Source organism: Sphingobium naphthae, from assembly GCF_043589935.1.
In the GTDB taxonomy this organism is placed as follows: Bacteria; Pseudomonadota; Alphaproteobacteria; order Sphingomonadales; family Sphingomonadaceae; genus Sphingobium; species Sphingobium naphthae_A.
The window spans coordinates 285,511-310,560 of sequence record NZ_CP171455.1 but is presented as its reverse complement, the minus strand read 5'-3'; the positions used below and the strand labels follow the sequence as shown (position 1 = coordinate 310,560).

Annotated in this window: 22 protein-coding genes; 9 read left to right on the top strand and 13 right to left on the bottom strand. The window is 67.3% G+C overall.

Going from position 1 to position 25,050, the window contains the following annotated elements:
* The first annotated feature begins 41 nt into the window (after positions 1-41).
* Entirely contained in the window at positions 42-1,490 is a 1,449-nt protein-coding gene (locus ACGGKE_RS16490; protein ID WP_394442271.1) for a YncE family protein, read from the top strand.
* Between the two features lie 106 nt (positions 1,491-1,596).
* Here the strand turns inward: ACGGKE_RS16490 and ACGGKE_RS16485 are convergent, their stop codons facing one another.
* Entirely contained in the window at positions 1,597-2,397 is an 801-nt protein-coding gene (locus ACGGKE_RS16485; RefSeq protein WP_394442267.1) for an ABC transporter ATP-binding protein, read from the bottom strand.
* On the bottom strand, positions 2,394-3,401 hold the full coding sequence (locus tag ACGGKE_RS16480; protein ID WP_394442264.1) for a FecCD family ABC transporter permease: 1,008 nt from the start codon (positions 3,399-3,401) through the stop codon (positions 2,394-2,396). Before ACGGKE_RS16480 ends, ACGGKE_RS16485 begins: the two co-directional genes overlap by 4 nt.
* A 169-nt stretch (positions 3,402-3,570) precedes the next feature.
* Here ACGGKE_RS16480 and ACGGKE_RS16475 point away from each other — a divergent pair, with 169 nt between their 5' ends.
* On the top strand, positions 3,571-4,719 hold the full coding sequence (locus ACGGKE_RS16475; protein WP_394442262.1) for an amidohydrolase: 1,149 nt from the start codon (positions 3,571-3,573) through the stop codon (positions 4,717-4,719).
* 13 nt (positions 4,720-4,732) lie between these two features.
* Here the strand turns inward: ACGGKE_RS16475 and ACGGKE_RS16470 are convergent, their stop codons facing one another.
* A complete protein-coding gene (locus tag ACGGKE_RS16470) occupies positions 4,733-5,401 on the bottom strand; it encodes an alpha/beta fold hydrolase (protein WP_394442259.1) in 669 nt (222 codons plus the stop codon).
* A 200-nt stretch (positions 5,402-5,601) separates the two neighbouring features.
* On the opposite strand from ACGGKE_RS16470, the gene ACGGKE_RS16465 reads away from it, so the two are divergent.
* Entirely contained in the window at positions 5,602-7,605 is a 2,004-nt protein-coding gene (locus tag ACGGKE_RS16465; RefSeq protein ID WP_394442256.1) for a TonB-dependent receptor, read from the top strand.
* A 15-nt stretch (positions 7,606-7,620) separates the two neighbouring features.
* Here the strand turns inward: ACGGKE_RS16465 and ACGGKE_RS16460 are convergent, their stop codons facing one another.
* The 7 genes from ACGGKE_RS16460 to ACGGKE_RS16430 all read right to left on the bottom strand — a co-directional run bounded on the left by ACGGKE_RS16460 (position 7,621) and on the right by ACGGKE_RS16430 (position 14,845).
* A complete protein-coding gene (locus tag ACGGKE_RS16460) occupies positions 7,621-8,544 on the bottom strand; it encodes a copper resistance protein B (RefSeq protein ID WP_394443069.1) in 924 nt (307 codons plus the stop codon).
* Positions 8,544-10,247 carry a copper resistance system multicopper oxidase gene (locus tag ACGGKE_RS16455; protein WP_394442253.1) on the bottom strand — a complete coding sequence of 568 codons (1,704 nt, stop codon included), beginning with the start codon at positions 10,245-10,247 and terminating at the stop codon, positions 8,544-8,546. Before ACGGKE_RS16455 ends, ACGGKE_RS16460 begins: the two co-directional genes overlap by 1 nt.
* Before the next feature lie 24 nt (positions 10,248-10,271).
* Positions 10,272-10,844, bottom strand: coding sequence for an RNA polymerase sigma factor (locus ACGGKE_RS16450; RefSeq protein ID WP_394442249.1), 573 nt, complete (start codon positions 10,842-10,844; stop codon positions 10,272-10,274).
* On the bottom strand, positions 10,841-11,278 hold the full coding sequence (locus ACGGKE_RS16445; RefSeq protein ID WP_394442246.1) for a periplasmic heavy metal sensor: 438 nt from the start codon (positions 11,276-11,278) through the stop codon (positions 10,841-10,843). Before ACGGKE_RS16445 ends, ACGGKE_RS16450 begins: the two co-directional genes overlap by 4 nt.
* Entirely contained in the window at positions 11,275-11,535 is a 261-nt protein-coding gene (locus ACGGKE_RS16440) for a hypothetical protein (RefSeq protein WP_394442243.1), read from the bottom strand. The genes ACGGKE_RS16445 and ACGGKE_RS16440 overlap by 4 nt, the downstream gene beginning before the upstream one ends.
* Before the next feature lie 89 nt (positions 11,536-11,624).
* On the bottom strand, positions 11,625-14,147 hold the full coding sequence (locus ACGGKE_RS16435) for an ABC transporter permease (RefSeq protein WP_394442240.1): 2,523 nt from the start codon (positions 14,145-14,147) through the stop codon (positions 11,625-11,627).
* A complete protein-coding gene (locus tag ACGGKE_RS16430; protein WP_394442237.1) occupies positions 14,144-14,845 on the bottom strand; it encodes an ABC transporter ATP-binding protein in 702 nt (233 codons plus the stop codon). The genes ACGGKE_RS16435 and ACGGKE_RS16430 overlap by 4 nt, the downstream gene beginning before the upstream one ends.
* On the opposite strand from ACGGKE_RS16430, the gene ACGGKE_RS16425 reads away from it, so the two are divergent.
* Positions 14,844-15,566 carry an arylesterase gene (locus ACGGKE_RS16425; RefSeq protein ID WP_394442234.1) on the top strand — a complete coding sequence of 241 codons (723 nt, stop codon included), beginning with the start codon at positions 14,844-14,846 and terminating at the stop codon, positions 15,564-15,566. The genes ACGGKE_RS16430 and ACGGKE_RS16425 overlap by 2 nt on opposite strands.
* A 7-nt stretch (positions 15,567-15,573) precedes the next feature.
* Here the strand turns inward: ACGGKE_RS16425 and ACGGKE_RS16420 are convergent, their stop codons facing one another.
* The gene (locus ACGGKE_RS16420; RefSeq protein ID WP_394442232.1) at positions 15,574-16,587 is read right to left on the bottom strand and encodes an aldo/keto reductase; all 1,014 of its coding nucleotides are present in this window, start codon (positions 16,585-16,587) and stop codon (positions 15,574-15,576) included.
* A 225-nt stretch (positions 16,588-16,812) separates the two neighbouring features.
* On the opposite strand from ACGGKE_RS16420, the gene ACGGKE_RS16415 reads away from it, so the two are divergent.
* Both ACGGKE_RS16415 and ACGGKE_RS16410 read left to right on the top strand, forming a co-directional pair.
* Positions 16,813-17,904, top strand: coding sequence for an autotransporter outer membrane beta-barrel domain-containing protein (locus ACGGKE_RS16415; RefSeq protein WP_394442229.1), 1,092 nt, complete (start codon positions 16,813-16,815; stop codon positions 17,902-17,904).
* Positions 17,905-18,026: 122 nt separating this feature from the next.
* Positions 18,027-18,935 carry a dienelactone hydrolase family protein gene (locus ACGGKE_RS16410; protein WP_394442226.1) on the top strand — a complete coding sequence of 303 codons (909 nt, stop codon included), beginning with the start codon at positions 18,027-18,029 and terminating at the stop codon, positions 18,933-18,935.
* 15 nt (positions 18,936-18,950) lie between these two features.
* Here ACGGKE_RS16410 and ACGGKE_RS16405 read toward each other — a convergent pair whose 3' ends face one another.
* Positions 18,951-20,096 carry a lactonase family protein gene (locus ACGGKE_RS16405; protein ID WP_394442223.1) on the bottom strand — a complete coding sequence of 382 codons (1,146 nt, stop codon included), beginning with the start codon at positions 20,094-20,096 and terminating at the stop codon, positions 18,951-18,953.
* 153 nt (positions 20,097-20,249) lie between these two features.
* Here ACGGKE_RS16405 and ACGGKE_RS16400 point away from each other — a divergent pair, with 153 nt between their 5' ends.
* The gene (locus tag ACGGKE_RS16400; RefSeq protein ID WP_394442220.1) at positions 20,250-21,497 is read left to right on the top strand and encodes an MFS transporter; all 1,248 of its coding nucleotides are present in this window, start codon (positions 20,250-20,252) and stop codon (positions 21,495-21,497) included.
* 9 nt (positions 21,498-21,506) lie between these two features.
* On the opposite strand, the gene ACGGKE_RS16395 is transcribed toward ACGGKE_RS16400, so the two are convergent.
* Positions 21,507-22,733, bottom strand: a complete 1,227-nt coding sequence (locus tag ACGGKE_RS16395; RefSeq protein ID WP_394443067.1) for a LysR family transcriptional regulator — start codon at positions 22,731-22,733, stop codon at positions 21,507-21,509.
* A 213-nt stretch (positions 22,734-22,946) separates the two neighbouring features.
* On the opposite strand from ACGGKE_RS16395, the gene ACGGKE_RS16390 reads away from it, so the two are divergent.
* Together ACGGKE_RS16390 and ACGGKE_RS16385 are read left to right on the top strand one after the other, a co-directional pair.
* A complete protein-coding gene (locus tag ACGGKE_RS16390; protein ID WP_394442217.1) occupies positions 22,947-23,933 on the top strand; it encodes an ABC transporter substrate-binding protein in 987 nt (328 codons plus the stop codon).
* Positions 23,934-24,021: 88 nt separating this feature from the next.
* Positions 24,022-25,047 (top strand): amidohydrolase family protein, encoded by a 1,026-nt coding sequence (locus ACGGKE_RS16385; protein WP_394442214.1) that lies wholly within the window; start codon positions 24,022-24,024, stop codon positions 25,045-25,047.
* Positions 25,048-25,050 lie beyond the last annotated feature (3 nt).

Sequence of the window (25,050 nt, the reverse complement as noted above, 5' to 3'; positions counted from 1 at the left end):
CGGCGGTGTCCTTTTCGCTTTCATCGTCAGGAGTAATGCCAATGTCTGTCTTGCGTGCCAAAGGGGCCGCGATCGGCCTGTTGCTGGCCAGCGCCGCCACCGCCTTCAGCGGAGGCGCAGTCGCGCAATCCGCCTTTACCACCCTCGACCGGACAGGCGAGGCGCAGGTCAGCTTCTCCGGTCCGGAGCGCGGTGCGCCGATCCTGGCGGGCAGCACGGTCAAGGTATCGGGCCAGAAATTCCGCCCCGGCCAGAAAGTGACCTTGCTCTACGGCGCGGAGCCGCTGCCGGGCGGCAGCTTCACCGCCGACGCCGAAGGCAAGATCGCCGGCAGCATCGCCATTCCCGCCAACGCCGTGGCGGGAAGCTTCCCGATCATCGTCGTCGCCAAAGCCCCCTATTTCGCGACCGTCGAAGAACTCAAGGTGTCGCCTACCATCCCGCTGTCGGGACAGCAGGACTACAGGATCAGCCAGGCGCAGACCGCGCGCGGCGTCTATCAGTCGGCCTATAGCGCCAAGAACAATGCGCTGTTCACGGCTTCTTCCCAAGGTCGGCCGCCGGTCGCCAATTCCGAACTGGTGAAGCTGGACGCGGCCACGATGAAAATCCTGGCGCGCGTGACGCCGGCGGTGGCGCCCGAACCCGAGCGGCGGGGCGGACAGGCCGGGCGACCCGGCGGCCCGGGCGGCAACGCTGATCGTGGGCCGGGAGTCTATGCCGTCTACGGGGTTGGCGTCGACGACGCCAAGGACACCGTCTGGGCCACCAACAGCCGGCAGAATACGGTTGCCGTCTACAAGCAGTCGGATCTTTCGCTGGTGAAGCAGTTCCCCTTCGGCACGGTCAATCACGCGCGCGACGCGGTGATCGACAGCACGCTGGGCAAAGCCTATGTGAGCGCCACCTTCCAGCCGGAAGTTAAGGTGTTCGACACCGCGACGCTGGCGGAGCCCAAGAGTGTCGTCATTCAGTCGCTGGCGCGCGGCAAGGATTTTTCGGCCGCCAGCCTGTCGCTCGATCCCGCCGCCCACAAGCTGTACGTGGTCAGCAACGCCACCAATGAGGTTGCGGTGATCAACACCCGCACCGACATGGTCGAGCATGTCTTCCCCGTCCCCGGCGGCCGCAGCACGATCGGGATCAGCCATGATCCGCAGACCGGGCGCATCTATGTCGCGGGCCAAGGCAGCGACAATCTGGTCGTGCTGGATGGAACGAGCGGGGCGGTGATCGCCGACACGCCGGTGGGCGCAGGCGCGCTCAACGTCGTGTTCGATCCGGTCAAGCGGCGGGCCTATGTCGCCAATCGCGGCGCGAGCACCATCGCTGTCACGGATGCGGACGGAAAGCTGGTCGCCAACCTGGGTCCGGCGCCGACGCCCAACCATGTCGCGCTCGGCAAGGGCGGCACCGTCTATGCCGTCAACAAGTCCGCCAATGCGACCGGCGAGGAAGCCGATAGCATCATGGTCATCCAGCCCAAATGAGGCCAGGGATACGGGCGCCTGAAACAGGGCGCCCGTATCCACCGATCAGGACAGCGAAAGCGACACGTGGAGCGACATTGCGCCAAAGGCCGTCGCGGCCGTCGCCTCAATCGTCCAATATATCCCGCAGGTCGATATGCAGTCGATCGGGCGGGCCGCTGATGTCGGCCGCGACGCGGTAGACGGACGCCAATATGTCGGGCGTGATCGCCTGCGCCGGGGGGCCGTCTGCGACCAGCCGCCCCTCCGCGAAGACCAGGATGCGGTCTGACCAGCGAGCGGCGATCGACAGGTCGTGCAGCACCATCAACGCGATCATCCCGCGCTCGGCGGCAAGTTCCCGCACCAGTTTCATGACTCGCAGCTGGTAGTGAAGGTCGAGCGCGCTGATCGGTTCATCGAGCAGCAGGATGCGCGGCCCCCGCGCCAGCGCCTGCGCCAGCGAGGCGAGCTGGCGCTGTCCGCCCGACAGATGATCGAGCCCCGTCATGGCGAGCGCGCCGATGCCGACGCGCTCGATCACCTCCATCGCGCGCGCCAATATGGCCTGGTCACTATATATCGCGCCATCGACGGGCGACGCGCGCAGGGCGCTGACGACCGTTTCCAGCACGGTCAGCGCGACGCGCTGCGGCAGGGACTGGGGCATATAGGTGACGAAGCGCGCATGATCGGCCAGCGGCAGGCGCAGCAAGTCCCGGTCGCCCAGGCGCACCGATCCTTGCGCCGGATGCAGGCCGGCGAGCGCCCGCAGCAATGTGGTCTTGCCCGCCGCATTGGGCCCGATCAGCGACACCACCTGCCCCGGCGCGACCGGGGCAAGATCGAGCGGATGGACGATCGTGCGTCCGCCATAGCCGGCGCTGAGGCCGGTAACGCCCAGCGCATCATCGAAACCCGCCATCATGCCCGCTCCGGCCGGCGCAGGATGAGCGCGAGGAAGACGGGAACGCCGATCATCGAGGTAACGATGCCGACAGGCAGCAGCGTGCCGGGCACCAGCAGCTTGCTGGCGACCGAGGCCAGCGACATGATGAGCGCGCCCGTCAGCATGGCCGCGGGCAGCAGGAAGCGATGATCCTCCCCCAGCAGCAGCCGGGCGATATGCGGGCCGACCAGGCCGATGAAGCCGATCGTGCCGACGAAAGCGACCGATGTCGCCGCCAGCGCGCTGATGCGCAGCAACGAGAAGAAGCGCAGCCGCTGCACGTCGATGCCGAAGCTGCGCGCCCGGTCCTCCCCCAGGCGCAGCGCGGTCATGGCATGGCCGGCGCGCAGCGAAAAGGGCGTCACCGCCGCGATGACGAGCGCGAGCACGAGCAAATTGGTCCAGGTCGCCCGGCCCAGCGATCCCATGCTCCAGAAGACAAGCTGCGACAGCGCTTCCTGACTGGCGATGAACTGGATCAGCGCGACCAGGGCATTGAAGGTGAAGACCAGGGCGATCCCGAACAGCACGACGCCTTCGACCCCTGCGGCGCGGCTGCGCGCCAGCGCTTCGAGCAGCAGCACGGATGCGAAGGCGCACAGGAAGGCGTTCACCGGCACCATCCAGTCGGCCGACACGAACGGCAGGCTCAAGCCCATGACGATCGCGAGCGCCGCGCCGAACGAGGCGGCCGACGACACGCCGAGGGTGAAGGGGCTGGCGAGCGGATTGTTGAGGATGGTCTGCATTTCCGCCCCCGCCAGCGACAGGGCGGCGCCCACGAGGATGGCCATCAACGCATAGGGCAATCGCACCTGGCGGATGATTGTCACCTGCGCGTCGGAAAGCGCCGACGGGTCGAACAGCCCGGCCCAGACATCGCGCAGCGGCAGCGAGGAGGGCCCCGTGGAAATATCGAGCGCGAACGCCAGGCCGCACAGCAACCCGATCAGCAGCAGCAGTTGCAGCCGGCGCTGCATCATGCGCCGGTAGGATCGCAACGTCGCGTCAATATGGTAGGAAGCAGTCAGCCTTTTTTCTCCATTGCGAGGCAGTTGCAACAGCCGATAGGGAGCATCCTGTCCGAGGGCAAGCGCGCTTGGCCGCGCCCCGCGACGCCAAAGGATGGGCAACAGCAGGAAGGAAGAGCCGATGAAGACGGTGGAGCAGATGGAGCGGCTGGCGCCGGCCATGACCGAGTGGCGGCGGGACTTCCATCGCAACCCGGAGCTGGCGTTCCACGAATCGCGGACCGCCGCGATCGTCGCCGACCGGCTGCGCGAATTCGGGCTGGACCCGGCGACCGGGATCGGCGGCACGGGGGTCGTCGCCGTGATCGACAGCGGCAAGCCGGGTCCGTCGATCGCCCTGCGCGCGGACATGGACGCGCTGCCGATGGACGATGCGTCGGGCAAGCCCTGGCACAGCCACAGCCCCGGCGTCGCCCATGCCTGCGGCCATGACGGCCATAGCGCAGCGCTGCTGGGAACCGCGCGCCATCTGGCCGATCATCCGCCCGCCGCCGGGCGAGCCGTGCTGATATTCCAGCCGGCCGAGGAAAATGGCCTGGGCGCGCGGGCAATGATCGCCGACGGCCTGCTGGAGCGGTTCCCCTTCGACGAGGTCTATGCCTTCCACAACATGCCGTTGCTGGACCCCGGCGTCGCGGCGGTGCGGGCCGGGCCGACGCTCAACGGCTATATCATCTGGGATATCGAGATCGAAGGCGTGGGCGGCCATGGCGCGGCCTTCTTCAAGACCGTCGATCCCGTGCAGGCGGCTGCGCGGCTAGCCATTGAGATCGGTTCGATCGTCGGCCGCTACCTGGATCCGGCCGAGAGCGGGCTGATCACGGTCTGCGCGCTTCAGGCGGGCGCGTCGCACAATGTCATTCCGGAACGCGCGACGCTGAGCGGGACGCTGCGGGCATTGCGGCCCGAGGTGATGGACCTGCTCTACGCCCGGCTGGAAACAGCGTGCGACGGCGTCGCGGCGCTGACGGGATGCAGGATCAGCCTGCGTCAGGCGGCGCAGGTGCCCCCGTGCGTCAACGCGCCGGACGCAGCGGACCGGGCGGCAGCGGCCTGCGCGGAGATATTGGGGGCGGACAAGGTGATCCGCGACCATGCCCCCTTCCCCTTTACCGACGACATGGCGCTGCTGCTGCAGGCGGCGCCGGGCGCCTATCTGTTCCTGGGGCAGGACAGCGCCATGTGCCATCACCCCGAATATGATTTCGATGATGCGCTGTTGCCGGTGGCGGCCAGCATCTTCGTCGCGCTGGTGCGCCAGCCGCGTTGAGGTCCGCCGAGAGTCAGTCCCCCGGCTGACCCGCGGCGGACATGGCGAGCCACTGCGCCACGATGCGGTTGAAGGCGTCTGGCGCCTCGGCCGGCAGCATATGGCCCGCATCCGGCACCACATGAAGGCGCGCGCCGGGGATGGCCGCCGCGATCGCTTCATGCTGAGCGACCGGCGACCAGCGATCCTGATCCCCCACGATAGCGGCGGTCGGACAGTTTATGGCGGGGAGCAGGGCGTCGAGCGCCGGACGATGGAGGAGCGCTTCGATCTGCGCTTCGAAGACGGCAAGCCCTGCCGACACGCACATGGCGGTGAGGCGCGCCATCAGCGCGTCGTCGCGCGCCGCCGCGTCCCCCATCATCGGCGGCAGCCATTGCGCCACCAGCGCGGCCATGCCCTGCGCGCGGCCCAGATCGCGCAGCCGATAGCGCCCTTCCTGTTCGCCGGGCTTCACCGGGTGCACGCCGGTGTCGACCAGCGCCAGCCGCTCCACATGGTCGGGCGCCTTGCGGATGATCTCCAGCGCGACCCGCGCGCCCATCGAATGGCCGAGCAGGGCAGCGCGGGAGGGCATGCGCTCCAGGACATGGTCGGCCATCGCCTCGAGCCGGTCAGCGCCGCCATAGAAGCCGTCCATGACGCGGCTTTCGGGAAAGGCGGCGAGCGTCTCGCCGAACATGCGGGAGTCGCAGATAAGCCCGGGAAGAATGACGAGCGGGGCGGCGGGTGTGGGAGACGCAGAAGCAGGCATGATGCTGTCCCTACAGGATAAAGGCTGGGCACGCGGCAAAAAATGTGCCGCGACAAGCGAACCGCGCCTCAACCCGCATCAGCCCCTTTCCATTTGCAATGGGGGCGGAAAACCCCAAAGGAGGCGGCATGAAAAAAGCCCTGCCGATCGTCCTGCTGTCGACCCTGCCCTTCCCCTGTTGGGCGCAGACCCAGGATCAGGCGCCCACGATCGTGGTGACGGGCGCGGGGCTGGACCTGCCGCCGGGGACGCCCGCCTATGGGTCAGTCGTGATCGGGCGCGAGCGACTGATGGACAGCGCGTCGGGGCGGATCGAAAATATACTCGGCGATGTCGCCAGTTTCCAGCAATTCCGCCGGTCTGACAGCCGGTCGGCCAATCCATCGGCGCAGGGCGTCACGCTGCGCGCGCTGGGCGGCAATGCGTCGAGCCGGACGCTGATGCTGCTGGACGGCGTGCCGCTGGCCGATCCCTTTTTCGGCTATATCCCCTTCGGCGCGCTGGCGCCCGAGCGGCTGTCGGTGGTGCGGGTAACGCGCGGCGGCGGCAGCGGCGCCTTCGGGTCCGGTGCGGTGGCGGGCACGATCGAACTGGCAAGCGCAACTCGGGAGCAATTGCCCGATGTCGCGGTGAGCGCGCTCTATGGCAGCCGCGACGCGACAGAAGTGTCCGCGACCGTGACGCCGGACCTGGGCGGTGGCTATGTGTCGCTGTCGGGACGTTGGGACCGGGGCGACGGCTTCTACACGACGCCGCGCGACCAACGAGTCGACGCGAGCGCGCCGGCAGCCTATGATGGCTGGTCGACCAATATTCGCGCGGTGGCCCCGCTGTCGGCCGATTCCGAACTGCAGTTCCGCGCGACCCTGTTCGAGGACAAGCGCACGCTGCGGTTCAAGGGCGCGGACAGCATGAGCCAGGGGCAGGACGCCAGCATCCGCTATGTCGCGCGCGGCGCGTGGCAGGTGGATGCGATCGCCTATATCCAGGCGCGCAACTTTTCCAACATCGTCATATCCTCCTCCACCTTTCGCAGGACATTGGACCAGCGCAACACGCCGTCCACGGGATTGGGCGGCAAGGTCGAACTGCGGCCGCCGGTGGGGCCGGACCATGTGCTGCGGATCGGCGCGGACACGCGCCAGGCATCGGGCGACATGTATGAGGACGCCTATAATGCGGGCATCGCCAGCAATCCGCGCACATCGCTGCGCCATGCCGGCGGCGAGCAATGGACGGCAGGCATTTTCGCCGAGGATGACTGGACATTGGGCCGCCTGATCCTGACGGCGGGCGCGCGCGCGGACCATTGGACGATCCGCAACGGCTTCTACCGCCAGGTCAGTGCGACCACGGGGGTGGCGAGCGGCGAGGATTTTGCCGACCGGTCGGGCTGGGAAACGACGGGACGGGTGGGCGCGCTGTTCCAGGCGAGCGAGGCGGCGGCGTTGCGCGCGGCGGCCTATAGCGGCTTTCGCCTGCCCACGCTCAATGAGCTTTACCGGCCCTTCGTCGTGTTCCCGATCACGACGCAAGCCAATGCGGCGCTCGACCCTGAAAAGCTGAAGGGTGTGGAAGCGGGCATCGACCTCCGCCCGGCGCGCGGCGTCAGCCTGTCCGCCACCGCCTTCTACAACCGGCTGGACGATGCGATCGCCAATGTGACGATCGACGCGGAGACTCGCCAGCGCCGCAATGTCGACCGGATCGTCGCCAAGGGCGTTGAGCTGACGGCAGCGGTGGCGCTTGGCGACATGCGCCTGTCAGCCTCCTACGCCTATAGCCACAGCCGCGTCCACGCGCCGGGCGAGGCGTTCGACGGCTTCACTCCGGCGCAGACGCCCCGCCATGCGGCGAGCGCGACCCTGGCCTGGGCGCCGCGGCAAGGGCCGTCGCTGTCCACGACCCTGCGCTATGTGGCGAACCAATATGAGGACGACCTTGAAAGCGACGTGCTGCCCGACGCGCTGACGCTGGATGCGGTCGCGCGGCTGCCGGTCGGGCAGGGCGTAACGCTGGTCGCGCGGGGCGAGAATTTGTTCGATGAGACGGTCGTCACGCGCAACGCGGGCGGGTCGATCGACCTTGGCACGCCGCGCACCTTGTGGATCGGCCTCAGCTTCCGCGGCTGAGCGCGGGGCGCCGCGTCAGAACCAGAAGCGCAGGCCCATGACCAGGCTGGTGGTCGATGGCCCCTCCCCCGCGGCGCGGGCGAAGCGGGCGCTGTCGCCGACGCGGCGTTCCCAGTTGATGCCGACATAAGGGGCAAATTCGCGCGCCAGCTCATAGCGCAGGCGCAAGCCGAGCTCGACGTCGGACAAGCCCCCGCCGATGCCGAGTTCCGGCACATCCTGCGCGGCGATGTTCAGCTCTGCGGCGGGTTGCAGGATGAGCCGCTGGGTGATGCGCTGGTCATAGCTGCCCTCGATCCGAAGATGAGCGTCGCCCCGGTCGGACAGGAAGGCCTGGGCCTCGACCTCGAACCAGTAGGGCGCGAGGCCTTCAATGCCGATGGTGGCGTAGCTGCGCTGGGGCCGTGGGCGGATGTCGTGGCGCACGCCCGCGATCAGGTTCCACCAGGGATCGATGGCGCGGCTGTAGAGCGCCTGCAGTTCGGCGCTGTGCAGCGCGCCGTCGACGGCCCCCTCCCCTTCCGACTTGATGGCAAGGCGATTGATGTCGCCGCCGATCCAGCCTTCGCCTTCCCAATGATAGCTGTCCCCGCCCTTGTGCGCGCGATATTCGGCGCGGTCGACCATGAGTTGCGAGAAAGTCATGCCGCCATTTTCGCGCATCATCGCCGCGCGGGCGCGCGCCATGACGGCTGGGTCATACAGGGCGTCCGCAGCATGATCGGTCGGGATCGGCGGCGGCGCGGCGGCGGGCATGGACGTCGGCGCGGCCGGCATGACGTGACCGGCATGGGGATCGGCAGACGGGTTCGTCACGGGCTGCGCGGGTTGGGCGCCATGATCCATCTGACGATGGTCCATATGGCTGTGGTCCATCGTCTGCGACCAGGCCGGCGGGGTGAGGAATCCGCCCAGCATGAGGATGGCGGCCACGCGCATCATGCCGCCGCCTCCTCGTGCCGCACGGTCACGATGCGCATCATGCCCGCATGCATGTGCAGCAGCATGTGGCAGTGGAACGCCCAGTCGCCGATTGCGTCGGCCGTCAGATCGAAGCTGATCTTGCCGCCGGGCAGCACGTTCACCGTATGCTTGCGCGGGTAATGGGCCGCGTCTTCGCCGGTGACGAGTTCGAAGAAATGGCCGTGGATGTGGATGGGGTGCGGCATCATCGTGTCGTTGATCAGCGTCACCCGCACCCGCTCCCCATGGCGGAAGGGAATGGGATCGGCGCCGTCCGACAGCTTCACCCCGTCGAACGACCACATATAGCGTTCCATATTGGCGGTGAGATGAATGTCGAGCGTGCGGCTGGGCGCGCGGGTGTCGGCATTGGACTCCAGCGCGCGCAGATCGGCATAGGTGAGCACGCGATGGGCGACATGCTCAAGACCCGTCGGCCGATCGGCGGTGCGATCCATCGGCATGGGCGACAGGGTTGCGACGCCGGGGCCCAGCGGCAGGGCGGGCGCGACGGAAGGATCGCGCATTGCCATGCTGTGGCCGCTCATGGCGTGCGCGCCGTGACCGGCCGGCATGGCCATTCCCATGTCCTTCATCCCCAGCAGGGGACGCTGACGCAGCGGCGGGACCGGGGCGACCATGCCCGCCTGCGGTGCGAGCGTCGCGCGGACGAGGCCGGAGCGGTCGATGGCTTCCGCGATCAGCCCATAGGGCCGCGCCTCGGTCGGCTGGACGATCACGTCATAGGTTTCGGCGATGCCGATCTGGAACTCGTCAGTATCGACGGGCCGCACATTCTGGCCATCGCACTGAACGACGCGCATCGGCAGTCCGGGCAGGCGGACGTTGAAATTGGTCATGGCCGACGCGTTGATGATGCGCAGCCGCACGCCCTCGCCCGGCTGGAAGAGGCCCGTCCAGTTTTCCGGGGTGCCATGGCCGTTGACCAGATAGCTGTAAGTGGCGCCCGTCACGTCGGACAGGTCGGTCGAGTCCATCCGCATGGCGCCCCAGTCGAAGCGCTCCTCGAGCGACTGGTCCTTTCCTGCCAGCAGCCCCGAGAGCGTCTGGCGCTGCATATTATAATAACCGCCCATCTGCTTGAGGCGCTGGAGCAGCCGGTGGGGGTGGACCGGGGTCCAGTCCGACAGCAGGACGACATGCTCCCGATCATAAGCCACGGGATCGGCATCGGTCGGGTCGATGACGATGGGACCATAATGGCCCATCGCTTCCTGCATGCCCGAATGGCTGTGATACCAGTAGGTGCCCGCCTGGCGGACCGGGAATTCATAACGGAAGGTCTCACCCGGGCGGATGCCGGGGAAGCTGACGCCGGGCACGCCATCCATCTGGAACGGGACGATCAGGCCGTGCCAGTGGATCGACGTGTCCTCCGCCAGGTCGTTGGTGACGGACAGGCGCACCATCTGCCCCTGCTTCAGGCGGATGAGCGGCGCGGGCAGCGTGCCGTTGACGGTGATGGCATGCCCCGACCGGCCGCCGGTGCGAAAATGAGTTTCCCCAACGGTCAGAGCAATGCCTTCGCCCGAAAGAATGCCAGGCGCGGGGTGCAGCCCAGCCGTGCCGCTGCGCGCCCAGGCGGGAAAGGCGCCCGCGAGGGTGAGCGCAGCAGCGCCCCGGAACAGGCTGCGCCGGTCGAGAGGAAGATCGATCATAGGCGGGAATACGCGGGAAAAGGATCAATCCCTCAATATTTCGGCGAGCCGGCTGCGCGCGCGGTAGAGCCGCGTTTCCACCGCCTTTTCGCTGATGCCGAGAACCCGTGCGGTGTCGGCCTGGCTCATCTGTTCGATCGCCCGCAGCAGCAGCACCGGCCGCAGGCTTGCGGGGAGCGACGCGATGGCGGCGTTGATGCGGACGAGTTCGGCGCTCGATTGCAGCGCCTGTTCGGGCGTGGCGGCGGTATCGGCGACGGCGCGCGCGTCCTCGATCGGCCGGGCGAAGGCGAAGAAGCGGCGCACCGCGCGCCGCCGCGCCCAGTCGCGGCATTTGTTGAGCGCGATCCGCGTGATCCAGATCCGGAACGGCCGCGCGGCATCATAGCGGTCCAGCGCGGCAAAGGCGGCGACGAAGCTTTCCTGGACGATGTCGAGCGCTTCGTCGCCGTCCCCGACATGACCGCGCGCAAGCCTCCAGACCGCATCGCGGTGTCGCTGCATCAACGCGCTGTAGGCGGATTGATCGCCAGCGCACGCGCGGCGGGCCAGCGCGCCATCATCGACATCGGTGTCGGGTGAGAGCGACGCCGTCACCGTGCCGGCTGAGTCAGCGCCCTGACGACCGCTGCGTCGAACTGCGCGGCCTGGTCGGGGCGCAGGACCGCGCGCATCGCGAACATATGCTGCAGCGTCTCCTTCTGCAGCTGTCCCATCACCTGGTGCGAGCGATCGACCGCCTGCGCGACCTTGGGCCCATAGCCATGTTCGGCGGCGATGGCGGCGGCCAGCCGCTGATTGTCGGCGCGCATGTCCGCCTCCAGCGCGGCGCGGCGCGCGGCAAAGGCGGTTTCGAGCGCATGAATGCGTTTTTCCTGCGCAGCATCCAGAGTGAGACGTTGGTGGAGGAGGCTGTGGACCTCGCTTTCGACCGGTGGGGACGGCGCGAGCCATAGGCGCGCGACCAGCACGGCGGCGAGCGCCGCGACAAAGGCAACCAGCGCGACCGGCAGATAGCGACGCCAGCTCATCGCCCGAGCAGCCGCGACGGAGCATAGTCGGACATGCCGATGGCGACCGGCGAGGCGGCGGCAGGCGTCGCCGGCACCATGCTGCCGATCCAGCCGGTGCCCAGCGCGATGAAGCCGGCGACCAGCAGGCTGCGCCGCACCGCCATGCGATCGCGCCGTCGGGCGACGCCATCGAGCACCGATGGCGCCAGCGCCCGCAACCGGGGGTCGCTCGGCGATGCGCGCAGCGCATCCAGCATGTCGTCAAGATCGGTCATCGCATCGTCTCCGCAGCGTCATCATGCCATACGCAGCGGACGCCGCCACCCCTCATGACGCAGCCCTTTTCCTTACTTGGCAAGAGCGGTCACACCTGCCGCAGCGCGCGGGCGGGACGGACCGACAGCAACGGCAAGGCGCCGGCCAGACCGATGCCCAATGTCAACAACGCGCCGCCTGCCAGGGTCGCGAGAACAACATGCCAGTCCGGGGCCCAGGTGAAGTCGAAGATCTGGACGATGACGAACCAGGCCGCGATGCTGCCCAACGCCAGCGCGACCAGCGCCAGGAGCGTGGCGAGCAGGCCATATTCCAGCGCCTGCCCGCCGAGCAGTTGCATTCGGGTGGCGCCCAGCGTCTTGAGGATGACGCTGTCATAGCTGCGCGACTGGCGCGCCGCCGCGATGGCGCCGACCAGCACGGCGATCCCCGCCAGGATCGCGACCGAGGCGGCGACCAGGATGGCGCGCGACATCTGCGTCAGGATCATGCCCACCTGATCGACCACGTCGCCCACGGCGATGACCGAGACGCCGGGGAAAGCGGCCAGCAAAGCGCGCGTCATGGCGGTGTCGTGGCGCGGGTCCATGGTGATGGTCGCAGCGACGCTGTGCGGCGCGGACCGGAGTGTGACAGGCGAGAAGACGAGGACATAGTTGAAGCCCATCGTGTCCCAGTTGACCTTGCGCAGGGAGGCGATGCGTGCCTCTATCTCGCGGCCCAGGATCGAAACGGTCAGCCGGTCGCCGACGCCTATTCCCAGCGTGTCGGCCGCTTCGGCGTCGAGCGATACGAGCGGCGGGCCGCGATAGTCTTTGGGCCACCAGCGGCCGGCGACCAGATCGCTGCCTTCGGGCAGCGTGGCGCTATAGGTGACGCCGCGCTCCCCGCGCAGGAACCAGGCGCCTTCGGGCAGTCGCTCCAGGTCGGCGACGCGCTGTCCGCCATAAGCGGTGATCGTGCCGCGCAGCACGGGCACGATGTTGAGCTGCGCTTCGGGCGCCTGGCGCAACGCGATCGCCCGGAAGCGCGCCTGGTCGGCGGCGGGAATGTCGAGCACGATCTGCTGGGGCGCCTTTTTCGGCACAACCTGCCGGATTTCGGCGTCGAGACTGGTTTCGATGCCCGCCAGAGTGACGAAGAGGGTGAGCGCGAGGCCGAGAGCGACGATAAGCGCGGCGGTCTGCGCGCCAGGACGGTGGAGATTGGCCAGCGCGAGCCGCAGCCAGGGGCGCTTGGGCCGTGGCAGGCGCCTCGCGCCCCATCGCACCGCGATGCCGATCCCCAGCAGCAACAGCAGGACCGCGCCGACCGCGCCCAGGACCGCCGCGGCAAAGAGCGGATCGCGCGCCGTGCCGAGCGCCAGCGCCACCAGCAGCGCGCCGGCCCCGCCCATGGCGGCAAGGCTGCGCCGGTCGAGGCCCGAGCGGCTGTCGACCGCGCCGCGAAACAGGGCGGCCGCCGGCTGGGTGCGCGCCCTGGCCAATGGCGGGAAGGTGAAGAGAAAGGCGATGAGCAGGCCGTAAAGCGCGCTCGTAAGGAGCGGCAGCGGGTGCAGGCGGAAGCCGGGGCTGACCGGCAGCAGGTCCTCGGCCAGCGCCACGACCAGCGGCGGCAGCGCTGCGCCCGCCAGCAGGCCCGCGCCGATCCCGAGCAAGGCGACAGCGCCGACCTGCTGCCGGTAGATGCGGGCGATGTCGGCGGCGGTGGCGCCCAGCACCTTGAACGTGGCGATGCCGCCCCGCTTGCCGGCCAGATAGGATGCGACGCCATTGCTGACGCCGATGCCCGCGATCACGAGCGCGGCAAGGCCGATCAGCGCGAGAAACTGCCCCATGCGTTCGATGAAGCGGTTGGCGCCGGGCGCTGCGCGATCGCGATCCTTGAACGTCCAGCCTTCGCTGGCGCGCGCCTTTTCCCAGTCCTTGCGCACGGTCGCGGCATCGAAGCGCGGGTCGAGGCGAATGCGATATTTGGCCGCGTAGAGGCTGCCCGGCTGAATGAGGCCGGTGCGGCGAAGGCCGTCCATCGACACGATCGCCACGGGGCCGAGCGTGAACCCCTCCCCCAGCCGATCGGGTTCGTCGGCGATGATGTCGCTGACGATGAAGCGCGCATCGCCATAGCGCAGATGCGCGCCGCGGCCGATGTCCAATCGTTCGGCCAGCGCTTCGCCGATCACGATGTGGCCGGCATCCAGGGGGCGATAGGCGCCATGGCGCAGGATCAGCGCGCCATAGAGCGGATAGGCGGGGTCGACCCCCTTGAGTTCGGTAAGGATCGCGGGCGGCGCGTCGCCCCTGCCCTGCCCGACCCGCTGCGCCATGGCGCGCATGCGGATCGTTTCGCTGAGCGCGCCGAGCTGGCGGAAGGCCTGTTTGTCGCCAAGGCTCGCCTGGCGCTGGGTCATGCCGATTTCCACGTCGCCCCCCAGGATCACCCGGCCGCGATCGCGCAATTCCTGTGTGATCGCGCTCGTCAGGCTGCCGATCGCCGCCAGGGTGGCGACTCCCAGGAACAGGCAGAGGAAGAGCAGGCGCAGGCCGCGAAAGCCCAGATGCAGGTCGCGCCGGGCGATGCGCCAGGCGGCGCGCCAGCCAAGGCCGTTCATGCCGGTCGATCCGACAGGATGCGCCCGTCGCGCATTTCGATGATGCGGCCGCAACGCTGCGCCAGCAGGGGATCATGGGTGATGATGAGCAGCGTCGCGCCGGCCGCGCGCTGCCGATCGAACAGCAGGTCCATGATCGACGCGCCGGTCGCGGCATCGAGATTGCCGGTGGGTTCGTCGGCGAAGAGCAGGGTCGGACGCGGGGCGACGGCCCGGGCGATGGCGACGCGCTGCTGCTCGCCGCCCGACAGCTGCGCGGGATAATGATCGAGGCGATGGCCAAGGCCCACCGCGCGCAATTCATCCGCCGCCCGCGCGAACGCGTCGGCATGGCCGGCCAGTTCCAGCGGCACGGCGACATTTTCCAGCGCGGTCATGGTGGGCAGCAGATGGAAGGATTGCAGGATGATGCCGATCCGGCCGCGGCGCGCACGCGCCAGATCATCTTCCCCCAGGGCTCCGAAATCAACGCCGCCAATGTCCACCCGGCCGCCGCTGGCGCGCTCAAGGCCCGACAGCACCGCCATCAGCGAGCTTTTGCCCGATCCCGACGCGCCCAATATGGCGACGCTTTCGCCGCGCAGGATGGTGAGGTCCAGCCCTTTCAGGATCGCCACCGGCGCGTCGCGCGTTCCCAGCTGGAGCGTGACATTCTGGGCGCGGATCGCGATAGTCGCGGGATCGACGGGCGAATGCATGAAGAGGGAGCGTTCCTTGGCGGGCAGGTTGATGCAATATGGGGCGCTGACGCTGATTGTCCATCTGGCGAGCGGCTGTTCCGACCAGGCGCCGCCGCCTCCCCCGCCGACCAAGGCCGCCATCAGCGCGGAAGGCGCGGCGCCCGCCACGCCCGCGGCGGACAGGAAGCTGGTGGTCGCCTTTGGCGACAGCCTCTATGCCGGCTATAATCTGGACCAGGGCCAGGGATTGGCGCCCGTGCTGGAAGCCGCGCTGGCCGCGCGCGACGTCAAGGCGCAGGTGGTGAATGCCGGCGTGTCCGGCGACACCACGGCGGCGGGACGAGCGCGGCTGGCCTTCACGCTCGATGGATTGCCGCGCACGCCCGACCTGATGCTGGTGGGCCTGGGCGGCAACGACATGCTGCGCGGTTTGTCGCCTCAGGAGACGCGCGCCAATCTGGCCGCGATCCTGGCCGAAGCGAAGGCGCGCGGGATCAAGGTAATGCTGACCGGGATGCTCGCCTCCCCCAATATGGGGGCGGATTATGCCGCCGCCTTCAATAGCATCTACCCCGATCTGGCGCGCCAATATGATGCGGCGCTCTACCCCTTCATGCTGGATGGCGTGCTGGGCGATCGGGCGCTGCTGCTGCCCGACGGCATCCACCCCAATGCGCAGGGGGTGAAGAGGATCGCCGGGCAGCTGGCGCCGCTGGTCGCCGAGGCGCTGGCGCCCTGATCCGCCCCTATTCCAGCGGCTCGCCATCCCAGGTTTCGGTGTCGATCTGCGCCTGGGCGGCCTTGGGATAGCGGGGGCCGGACACGGCCTCGAACGTGAAGAGCGCGTCGACCGCGGCCAGCGTATCGGCCGAGACGTCGATGGTCAGCGTCGCGAGATCCTCGTCCAGATGGGCGATGCTGGTTGTGCCGGGGATGGCGACGATGTTGGGGCGGCGCGAGAGCACCCAGGCAAGGCTGAGCTGCGCCATCGTGCAGCCGGCGGCTTGAGCGATGGTCCGGAACCGCGCGGCGAGATCCAGATTATGATCGAGATGCGGCGGGTGGAAGCGCGGCATCGCATGGCGCACATCGCCCTGCGCCACACCCTCAGGCCCGACGCTGCCGGCCAGCACGCCGCGGGCGAGCGGCGAGAAGGCGACGAAGCCGACATCGAGTGCGACACATGCGTCGAGCACCGCCACTTCGGCATTGCGCGTCCAGGGCGAATATTCGGTCTGCATCGCCGCAATGGGATGGACGGCATGAGCGCGGCGCAGGGTCGCGGCGGACATTTCCGACAGGCCGATCGCGCCGATCTTCCCCGCCTCGACCGCGCGGACGAGCGCGCCGACCGAGTCCTCGATGGGCACGTTCGGGTCGAGCCGATGGAGATAATAGAGGTCGATATGGTCGACCCGCAGGCGCCGGAGCGAATCCTCCAGCGTCGCGGTGATCGCCTGGGGCGAGCCATCCAGCCCCCGCTGCCCGTCCTTGCCGCCGAGCACGCATTTGCTGGCCAGCACGAATTCGTCCCGCCAGTCCATCAGCGTGCGCCCCAGCAACTCTTCATTGGCGCCGAACCCGTAGAGCGCAGCGGTGTCGAAGAAATCGACGCCCCGATCGAGGGCGTGCAGCAGCAGCTTTTCCGCGTCGCGCGGATCGGGTCGGGGAAGATAGGCGTGGCTGAGGTTCATGCAGCCAAGGCCGATGGCCGATACGGTGAAGGGACCGATGGAGCGGGGCGAGGGCGCGACAGTCATGGGCGTGATGTTCCTCTGTCAGATCGGGAAGATGGTTTGCCCATAGCCGCAGGGGACGGCCGGTTCCAGCGGCCTGCAACGACTTTCCTATCGGTGGGCGGCGCAAAGCTATTGGCCCGGTGCCGCGACAATCCTGGATAGGCAGCCCATGGCCGGTTCGATCAGACGATGATGCAGGAACCGGTCGGGCGGAACATGACAATGAGGAGAGCCGAACTGAAGCCGATGCCCCTGAAGGTCCATGCCTGGCTGGCGTGCCTGGCTTTCCCGGCCGTCTCCGCCGCCGCACAGGAAGCAGCCGGAGCGGACGAGGCTATGTCGGCGCCGACCATCGCCCGCAGCTTTGGCGACACCGGATTGATGGCGCGGTTCAACAGCAGCGAACAATATGGCGCGGTGCAGGCGCGCACCGGCCTTTACACGGCCCATGCCAATGTGGCGCGCGCCGGCGGCGTCACGACGGGTTTCAAGGACGATGTCACGACATTGGTCACGCCCGTCAATATGATCATGCCCCTGCGCGGACTGGGGCAGGGACTGCATGTCAAGCTGGGCTACGCCAACATCCTGTCGCGCGGTTCGGAGGGCCATGCGACGCAGGTGGACAATGACAGCCAGACGGGGCTGGCGCAGTTGCTGTGGTTGATCGGCGATCAGGCCCTGATCGGCGGCGGCGTGATTCACGAGGTATCGAATATCGGGCTGCGCCACAATGAAGGCGGGATCACGACCCAGGGGGCCGGCGTGCGCGTCGACATGCTGTATCGCTTCGCCTCCCACTGGGGCGCATCGCTGCGCATTTCCCGGCTTTCCGGCGAAGCCGACAGCAAGATTCCCAGTACGCGCCTGGGCGTCATCGCCAGCCGGCAATCGTTCCGCCGCACCTATAGCGAAGCGTCGGTCGTGGGCACCTATCGCGGCGCGCAGAGCGCCTTTGTGCCCCATGGCTGGATCATGCGCCCCTCGGCAGCGTTCATCTGGCAAGACAGTCGCTTTTCGGCGGGCACGAACAATCTGGGCACAGCAGTGGATAGCCGCTCCGAACAATATATGCTGGGTACGGCGACCGTGCGGCTGGAGCAGGATGGGTTCGCGCCCTGGCGGGTGCGGAGCTATGGCGAAGCGGGACTGGAACAGGAATTGCGCAACAACGTGGCGCAGGTCGATGACGATCCCACCAGCCTCTATATCAAGGCCGGCGCAGCCATGAACATGGGCGGCAAGGGCCGGCTGGACCTCTATGTCGCACGCCGGGACAGCATCAAGGGCAGCTTCCAGTCCACGACGGTCAACCTGTTGCTGAGCATGGCCTTCTAGGTGCGTGCGCCAGCGGTCGCCCTGGCGAACGGCCGGCACGCATTTGCCATCAAGGATTTCGGTTGGTTCTGGTCGATCCATCACCCACAGTGACGCGGTTCGGCCCTGACGAGGAGGAAAGCATGACTGATTTCGACGCCGGCGCGGCCACGGGCGCTGCCGATTTTCCGCGCAAGGTGCTGGACCTGTTCGACGCCTATGTTCATGGCGCGCTCGATCGGCGCGGCTTCCTCAATCAGTGCGCGGCGCATGTCGGCGGGATGGTGTCGGCGACCGCCGTGCTGGCGGCGCTCAGCCCGGATTTCGCGCGCGGCCAGGTCATCCCCGCCGATGACGCGCGTGTCGCCACCAGCCGCATCGACATCCCCTCCCCCCAAGGCCATGGCACCGTGCGCGCCTATGTCGCGCGGCCGGCGACCAAGGGTGATGGCGACCTGCCGGTCGTGATCGTCGCGCATGAGAATCGCGGTCTCAATCCCCATATCGAGGATGTCGCCCGGCGGCTGGCTCTGGAGGGATTCATGGCGGTCGCGCCGGACGCACTGACGACTTTGGGCGGCTATCCCGGCGACGAGGACAAGGCGCGAGAGATGTTCGCAACGCTGGACCGGGCGAAGATTGGCGAGGATTTCGTCGCTGCGGCGAACCATGCGCGCACCATGCCGGGCAGCAACGGCAAGCTGGCGGCGACGGGTTTCTGCTTTGGCGGCGGGATCGCCAATCTGCTGGCGACGCGCCTGCCGGACCTGCGCGCGGCGATCCCCTTTTACGGCAGTCCGCCGCCGCTGGAGGACGTCCCCGCAATCAAGGCCCAACTGCTGATCCATTATGCGGGCAACGACACGCGCGTCAATGCGAGTTGGCCGGATTACAAGGCGGCGCTGGACAAGGCCGGCATAGACTATCAGGTCTTCATCTACGAGGGCGTCGAACATGGTTTCAACAACGACACCACGCCGCGCTTCGACAAGGAAGCCGCGGCGCTGGCGTGGAGCCGGACGCTGGAGCTGCTGCGGCGAACCCTGATCTGAGCGCGTGGCGGCCGGTCAGCGGACGAAGGTGATGCTGACCGGCTTGGGCGTCGGCGTGCGGCGCCCGGTATCGGTGAGGCGACCGGAGCGGCGATCCACCGCGAAGATGCTGATCCAGTCCGATCGTTCATTGGCAACCAGCATCCAGCGGCCGTCGGGGTGCAGGGTAAAGCCCCACGGCACCTCTCCGCCCGCATCGATCCGCTGACGGAAGGACAATGTCCCTTCCTTCGGGTCCACGGCGAACACGACGATGCGGTTTTCGGCACGATTGCCGGCATAGACGAACCGGCCATCGGCGCTGACGAGGATTTCCGACGCGCTGCTGGCGCCTGCATGATCCGGGGCGTCGGTGGCGATGGTCTGAACAAGGTCGAGCCGCCCGTCGCGAGCGTGCCAGCGCAGCACCTGCACATCGGCCGTCAGTTCGTTCACCAGATAGAGAAAGCGGCCATTGGGCGCAAAGGCGATATGGCGGGGGCCGCTGCCGGCCGCAGTCACGAAATGCCGCGCCTTTTCGGCGGGTTCCGTGCGGATCGCGTGTTTTCGTCCGTCGAAGGGATAGACGAACAGGCGGTCAGCGCCAAGATCGGCCACCAACAGGAAGCGACCGGTCGGATCGACCAGGACGCTGTGCGCGTGCGGCTTGGCCTGTCGGCGATGCGGGCCGGACCCGCTGGCCACCACGAGAGAAACCCGATCGCCGAGACGGCCGTCGCTCAGGATGGGAAAGCTTGCAACCGATCCGCCGGCATAATTGGCCGCAAACAAGGTCATCGAACGGGGATCGAGAGTGAGATAGGTGGTCCCGCCGCCACCGGCATCGACTTCGTTGAGGCGAGTGAGCGCTCCTGTCGCGGGATCGACGCGATAGGCGATGACGCTGCCATTGCGGGTCCCGTCATTGCCATCCTCGTTCGCGGCGTAGACGATGGGCAGACGGGGATGACGGACGATCCAGGTGGGACGCGGCACGGCCGCGACTGGTCCGATCATCGCCAGGTCGCCGGACCGGGCATCAAAGCGGCCCGCCCTGATTTCGGGTCCGTGCATGCCGACATAGACCAGGTCCGACGGCGCCGGTGCCGCAGACGCGCTGCCGGCGACGGCCAGAAGCATCAGCAAGGCGCTCCAGCATGGATTATGCGTCCCTGTTTTCATGTTGCTCGCCATAGCCTCCTCTCCCGCTCCTGCTTGCAGGCCGATGTCGCATGAGCGCATGGGGTGACGCTATAAAAAGCCGGGCGTGCGCCATCAAATCTCACGCGCCGGCCACTCGACCGCCGTCACGCCCGCTGATAGCGCGGCGGCACGATGACCGCCCCGCGTCACCCCTTCGCCTATCGCGATTTCCGCTATCTTTGGATGGCGCGCGTCTGCGCCATGCTGGCCCATAGTGGCCTGGTGGTTGCGCTGGGCTGGGCCGTCTATGACGAGGCGCGACTTTCCATGGGCATTGGCGCGGCTGCCTTGCGGTTGGGCCTGATCGGCCTCGTCCAGTTCCTGCCGATACTGCTGCTGAGCCCGATCACGGGGCTGGCCGCCGACCGGTTCGATCGTCGCCAGGTCGTTCGCCTGGCGCTGCTGGGCCAATTCCTCTGTCCGGCGGCCTTGACGCTGATGGAGATGGGGCCGGGACAGAGTCTCTATGCTCTTTACGGCGCGGCCGCCCTGTTCGCGGCGGCGCGGGCTTTCTACATGCCGGCGATGAACGCCCTGCCTGCCGCCCTGGTGCCGCGGGAAACATTGCCGCAGGCCATCGCGTTCAGTGCCATCGCCGGTCGGGTCGGGGGCATATTGGGACCAGTGCTGGGCGGGTTCGCCTATGCAGCGGGCGCGGTCTGGGCATTCGCCCTATGCGCAGCGCTGCTGGCGACCGCGATCCTGTTGCAGTTTCAGATCCGGCCGATCGTGCAGCGACCGATCCAGGGAGACAGGCGCGCGCTGGCACAGATGATCGAGGGATTTCATTATGTGATGGGGAATGGGCTTCTGCTCGGTGCGATCAGCCTGGACATGTTCGCCGTGCTGCTGGGCGGCACCAATGCGCTGCTGCCCCTCTTCGCGCGCGACATATTGCATATGGGTCCCGAAGGTCTGGGCGCCTTGCGCGCGGCCGCCTCGACGGGGGCGCTGACCATGGCGGGCTGGCTGGCCTGGCAACCCGTGCGCGACAATGTCGGGAGGAAGATGCTGGTCGCCGTCGCCATCTACGGCATTGCCACCATCGGCTTCGGCCTGTCGCGCACGCTGTTCCTGTCCCTTCTGTGCCTGGTCGTCCTGGGCGCCGCCGACATGGTGTCGGTCTATATCCGCCAGTCGCTGGTGCAGATCGCCACGCCCGACGACCGGCGCGGCCGCGTGGGCGCGATCTCCGGACTGTTCATCGCCGGATCCAACGAGCTGGGCGAAATGGAGTCGGGCGTGGCGGCCGCCTTGCTGGGTCCGGTGGGCGCCGTGCTGCTCGGAGGAGCGGGCGCGATCCTGCTCGCCGGGCTCTGGGCACGCCTGTTCCCCGAACTCCCCGCCGCCCGACGGTTTGAGCAGGTCGACGCGAACTGACGCCGGGCGTCAGGCCGGCTCCAGTTCCATGACGCGCGGCCGGTCGGTGATTTCGCTTTCGACATGATGGCGGATCATCTCGATGAAATCCGCATGCAGCCGCGTCGGCAGCCAATTGGCGCGGGTGGTGACGCCAATGACCGGCACGGGCGAGATCGGCCCATGGGCGATCGCGGTCAGACCCTGCCCTTCATGCTGAAGCTCATAGGATGTCATCAGCGTCAGCCGGTCGCTGGCTGCGAGCAGTGGACGGATGATCGCCAGCGCGGATGTCGCGATGGGCGCACGCGCGGGCGGCCCGCCCTGAAACAGATGATCGAAGCAGGCGCGTCGGCTGGAGCCCGGAGCGCCGATGAGCCAGTCATGGCCCCGCAGATCGGACACAGCAACATCATCCCTGCCGGCGAGAGGATGACCATCGCGCGCGACGATGGAGTAAGGGGTGTGCGCGAGCGGCAGGGTATCGAGATCATCTGCATCTTCACGCGGCAGCAGCCCGACCACGAAATCCACATCGCCTGCGCGCAGGCTTTTCACCATTTCCACGGCGCTTTCATTGCGAATGACGACCTGCGCATTAGGCGCGCGCGCCATGTAATCCTCAAGCATGGAGGCAAGCAGGACGCTGCCGCCCAGCGGCATGGCACCCACGACGATCGGCGCGGTCGTTTCGCCCTGTAGGGCCGCCAGTTCCTGAACGCCCCAGTCGATTTCCTGAAGACAGAGTTTGAGCCGGCGACCCAGTTCGATACCATCGGGCGTCGGAATGGTGCCCGCCGCCGTCCTGTAGAAAAGCGGCTTGCGAAGATTGCTTTCAAGGTCGCGCGCAGCGCGCTGGAGGGTGGCGGGCGACAAGCCGAGCGCTTGCGCGGCCAGAGGGAAGGAGCCCTGCTCCACAATCGCGATCAGCGCCCGGACCTGAGACCGCAGCAGGCGCGCCGCGACGACCTTCGCCCCGGCTTCGCCGCCTTCGACGCCGAACAGGGTGAGCGCCCGGTCGAACTGGGCCAGGAAACGCACCACGCGGCGGTGGAACAGGTCGCCATTGGCATTGAGATAGCTGCCGCTGGCGCGCCGTTCGACCAGCTTGACCCCGACGAGCTGCTCCAGCTTGCTGAGCGATTGAGTCACAGCAGGCTGTGATAAGTTACAGTCCTCCGACGCGCCCCGCACACTCTCCAGCCTGCCGACGCTTTCAAACAGCCTGAGCTGCCGGAAGCTGATCGATTCAATCATCTCTTGCGACATTTTATTATCCTTTGCATCCTCTTTCCAGTCACGGCGGTAGCATGAATTTTATACCTATTGAAAGAGTGTGGAGCGACGCGGGGTGGATGCGCCTGATTGAAAACATGCCGCGCCTCTTTGGTAAGCCGTGCGGTCGCGTTGACTAATGTCCCGCCGCGGCGCTTCACGATGAACGGCAAATATCGAAGCGGGAGAGTCCCTGTGTCCAAGGTTCATCTGAAAATCGCCGTGGCGGAACATCCGCACACATCCGCCATTCGCGACGGGTCGATCCCGATCGAAGGCGTCGACGCCGAAATCGTGACGGTCAAGCCGCAGATCGGGGCATTCCGCCGGATGGTCCGCGACCTGGAATTCGACGTCTGCGAGATCGCGCCGACGACCTACATCATCGCCCGCGCCTATGGAAAGAAGTTCAAGGCGCTCCCCATCTTCGTGGTGCGCCGCTTCCACCATGCAGGCCTGCTGGTGCGCCCGGACGCGGGCATCACCAGCCCGAAGGATCTGGAAGGCAAGAAGGCGGGCGTGCGCGCCTATTCGGTCACGACGGGGGTGTGGACGCGTCAGGTGCTGATCGACGAATATGGCGTCGACAACAGCAAGATAAACTGGTTCGTCGATGACGAGGAACATGTCCAGGAACTGAAGCTCCCCCCCAATGTGAGCCATGTCGCGGCCGGCGACAGCCTGGCCGACATGATGGCGCGCGGCGACATCGTCGCGGGTTTCGACGCCGCGGCCGGCATCGGCCGCACCGGCGCGCCGACCGGCGGCTGGCAGGAGGTCGAGGCCAATTATCCGGACCTCTTCCCCAATGCCGAGGAACTGGAAGCGGACTATTATGCCCGCACCAAGGTCTATCCGATGCACGGCACCATCGTCGTCAAGGACAGCGTGCTGGAAGAGCATCCCTGGGTTGCGCGCTCCATTTACGACGCCTTCACCAAGGCCAAGGACGAGTGGGTCGCCAAACTGAACAGCGGGGAAGCGACGGGGGCCGGCGCTGACAAATATCGCAAGCTTCAGAACATCGTGGGGGCAGACCCGCTGCCCTATGGCATCGAGGCCAATCGCGCGACGATCGAGGCGCTGGAGAAGACCGCATTCGACCAGGGGCTGACCCCGCGTCGCATGAGCATCGACGAACTGTTCGTCGACCCCGAGCAGGTGCCCGCGCTCACCGCCTGATCCCTTTCCAGGTGCGGCCATCCGCACCCCTTGGCGGCCACAGCGCCGCGCCAAGCCACCACGCCGCACCAGGCGGACGGAGAGTTCAATGATTATCGATTGCCATGGTCACTTCACGACAGTCCCCCAGTCTTTCCGCGAATGGCGGAGCAAGCAGGTCGCCGCCGCCGACGATCCGGCCAATGCGCCCAAAGTGGCGGACTGCATCGTCACCGATGACGACATTCGCGAAGGTGTGGGGAACGGGCAGCTCAAGCTGCAGCAGGAACGTGGCAGCGACCTGACGCTGTTTTCCCCCATTGCCGGCCTGATGAGTCATCATCTGGGCAATGAGCGCACCAGCCTGGAATGGGCGACGATCAGCAACGACCTGGTCCGCCGGGTGTGCGACATCTATCCCGACAATTTCGTGCCGGTGGGCATGCTGCCCCAGTCGCCGCTGGCGCCGCCGAAAAATTCGATCCCCGAGCTCAAGCGGATCGTCAACGAACTCGGTTTCGTCGGGGTCAATGTGAACCCCGACCCGACCGGTGGCTACTGGACCGGCAAGCCCTTCACCGACAAGGAATGGTATCCCCTGTTCGAGGCGCTGTGCGAGCTGGGCGTGCCCGCGATGGTCCATGTCGCGGCAAGCTGCAATCCCAACTTCCACGGCACCGGCGCCCATTATCTCAATGCCGACACGTCGGTGTTCATGCAGATCCTCCAGTCCGACCTTTTCAAGGACTTCCCGACCCTGCGCCTCATCATCCCGCACGGCGGCGGCGCGGTGCCCTATCACTGGGGCCGCTATCGCGGCATGAGCCTGGAGATCGCTGGCAGACCGCTCGAAGGGCTGCTCGACAACATCTTCTTCGACACCTGCGTCTATCACCATCCGGGCGTCGAACTGCTGACCAAGGTGGTGCCGACCAGCAACGTCCTGTTCGGGTCGGAGATGATCGGCGCGGTGCGCGGTCGGGATCCCGACACGGGCGAATATTTCGACGACACCAAACGCTATGTCGACGCCTGCGAGGCGCTGTCCCAAGCCGATCGCCACGCCATCTTCGAAGGCAATGCCCGCCGGGTCTATCCGCGCCTCGACGCGCATCTCAAGGCGAAGGGTCTGTAAGCC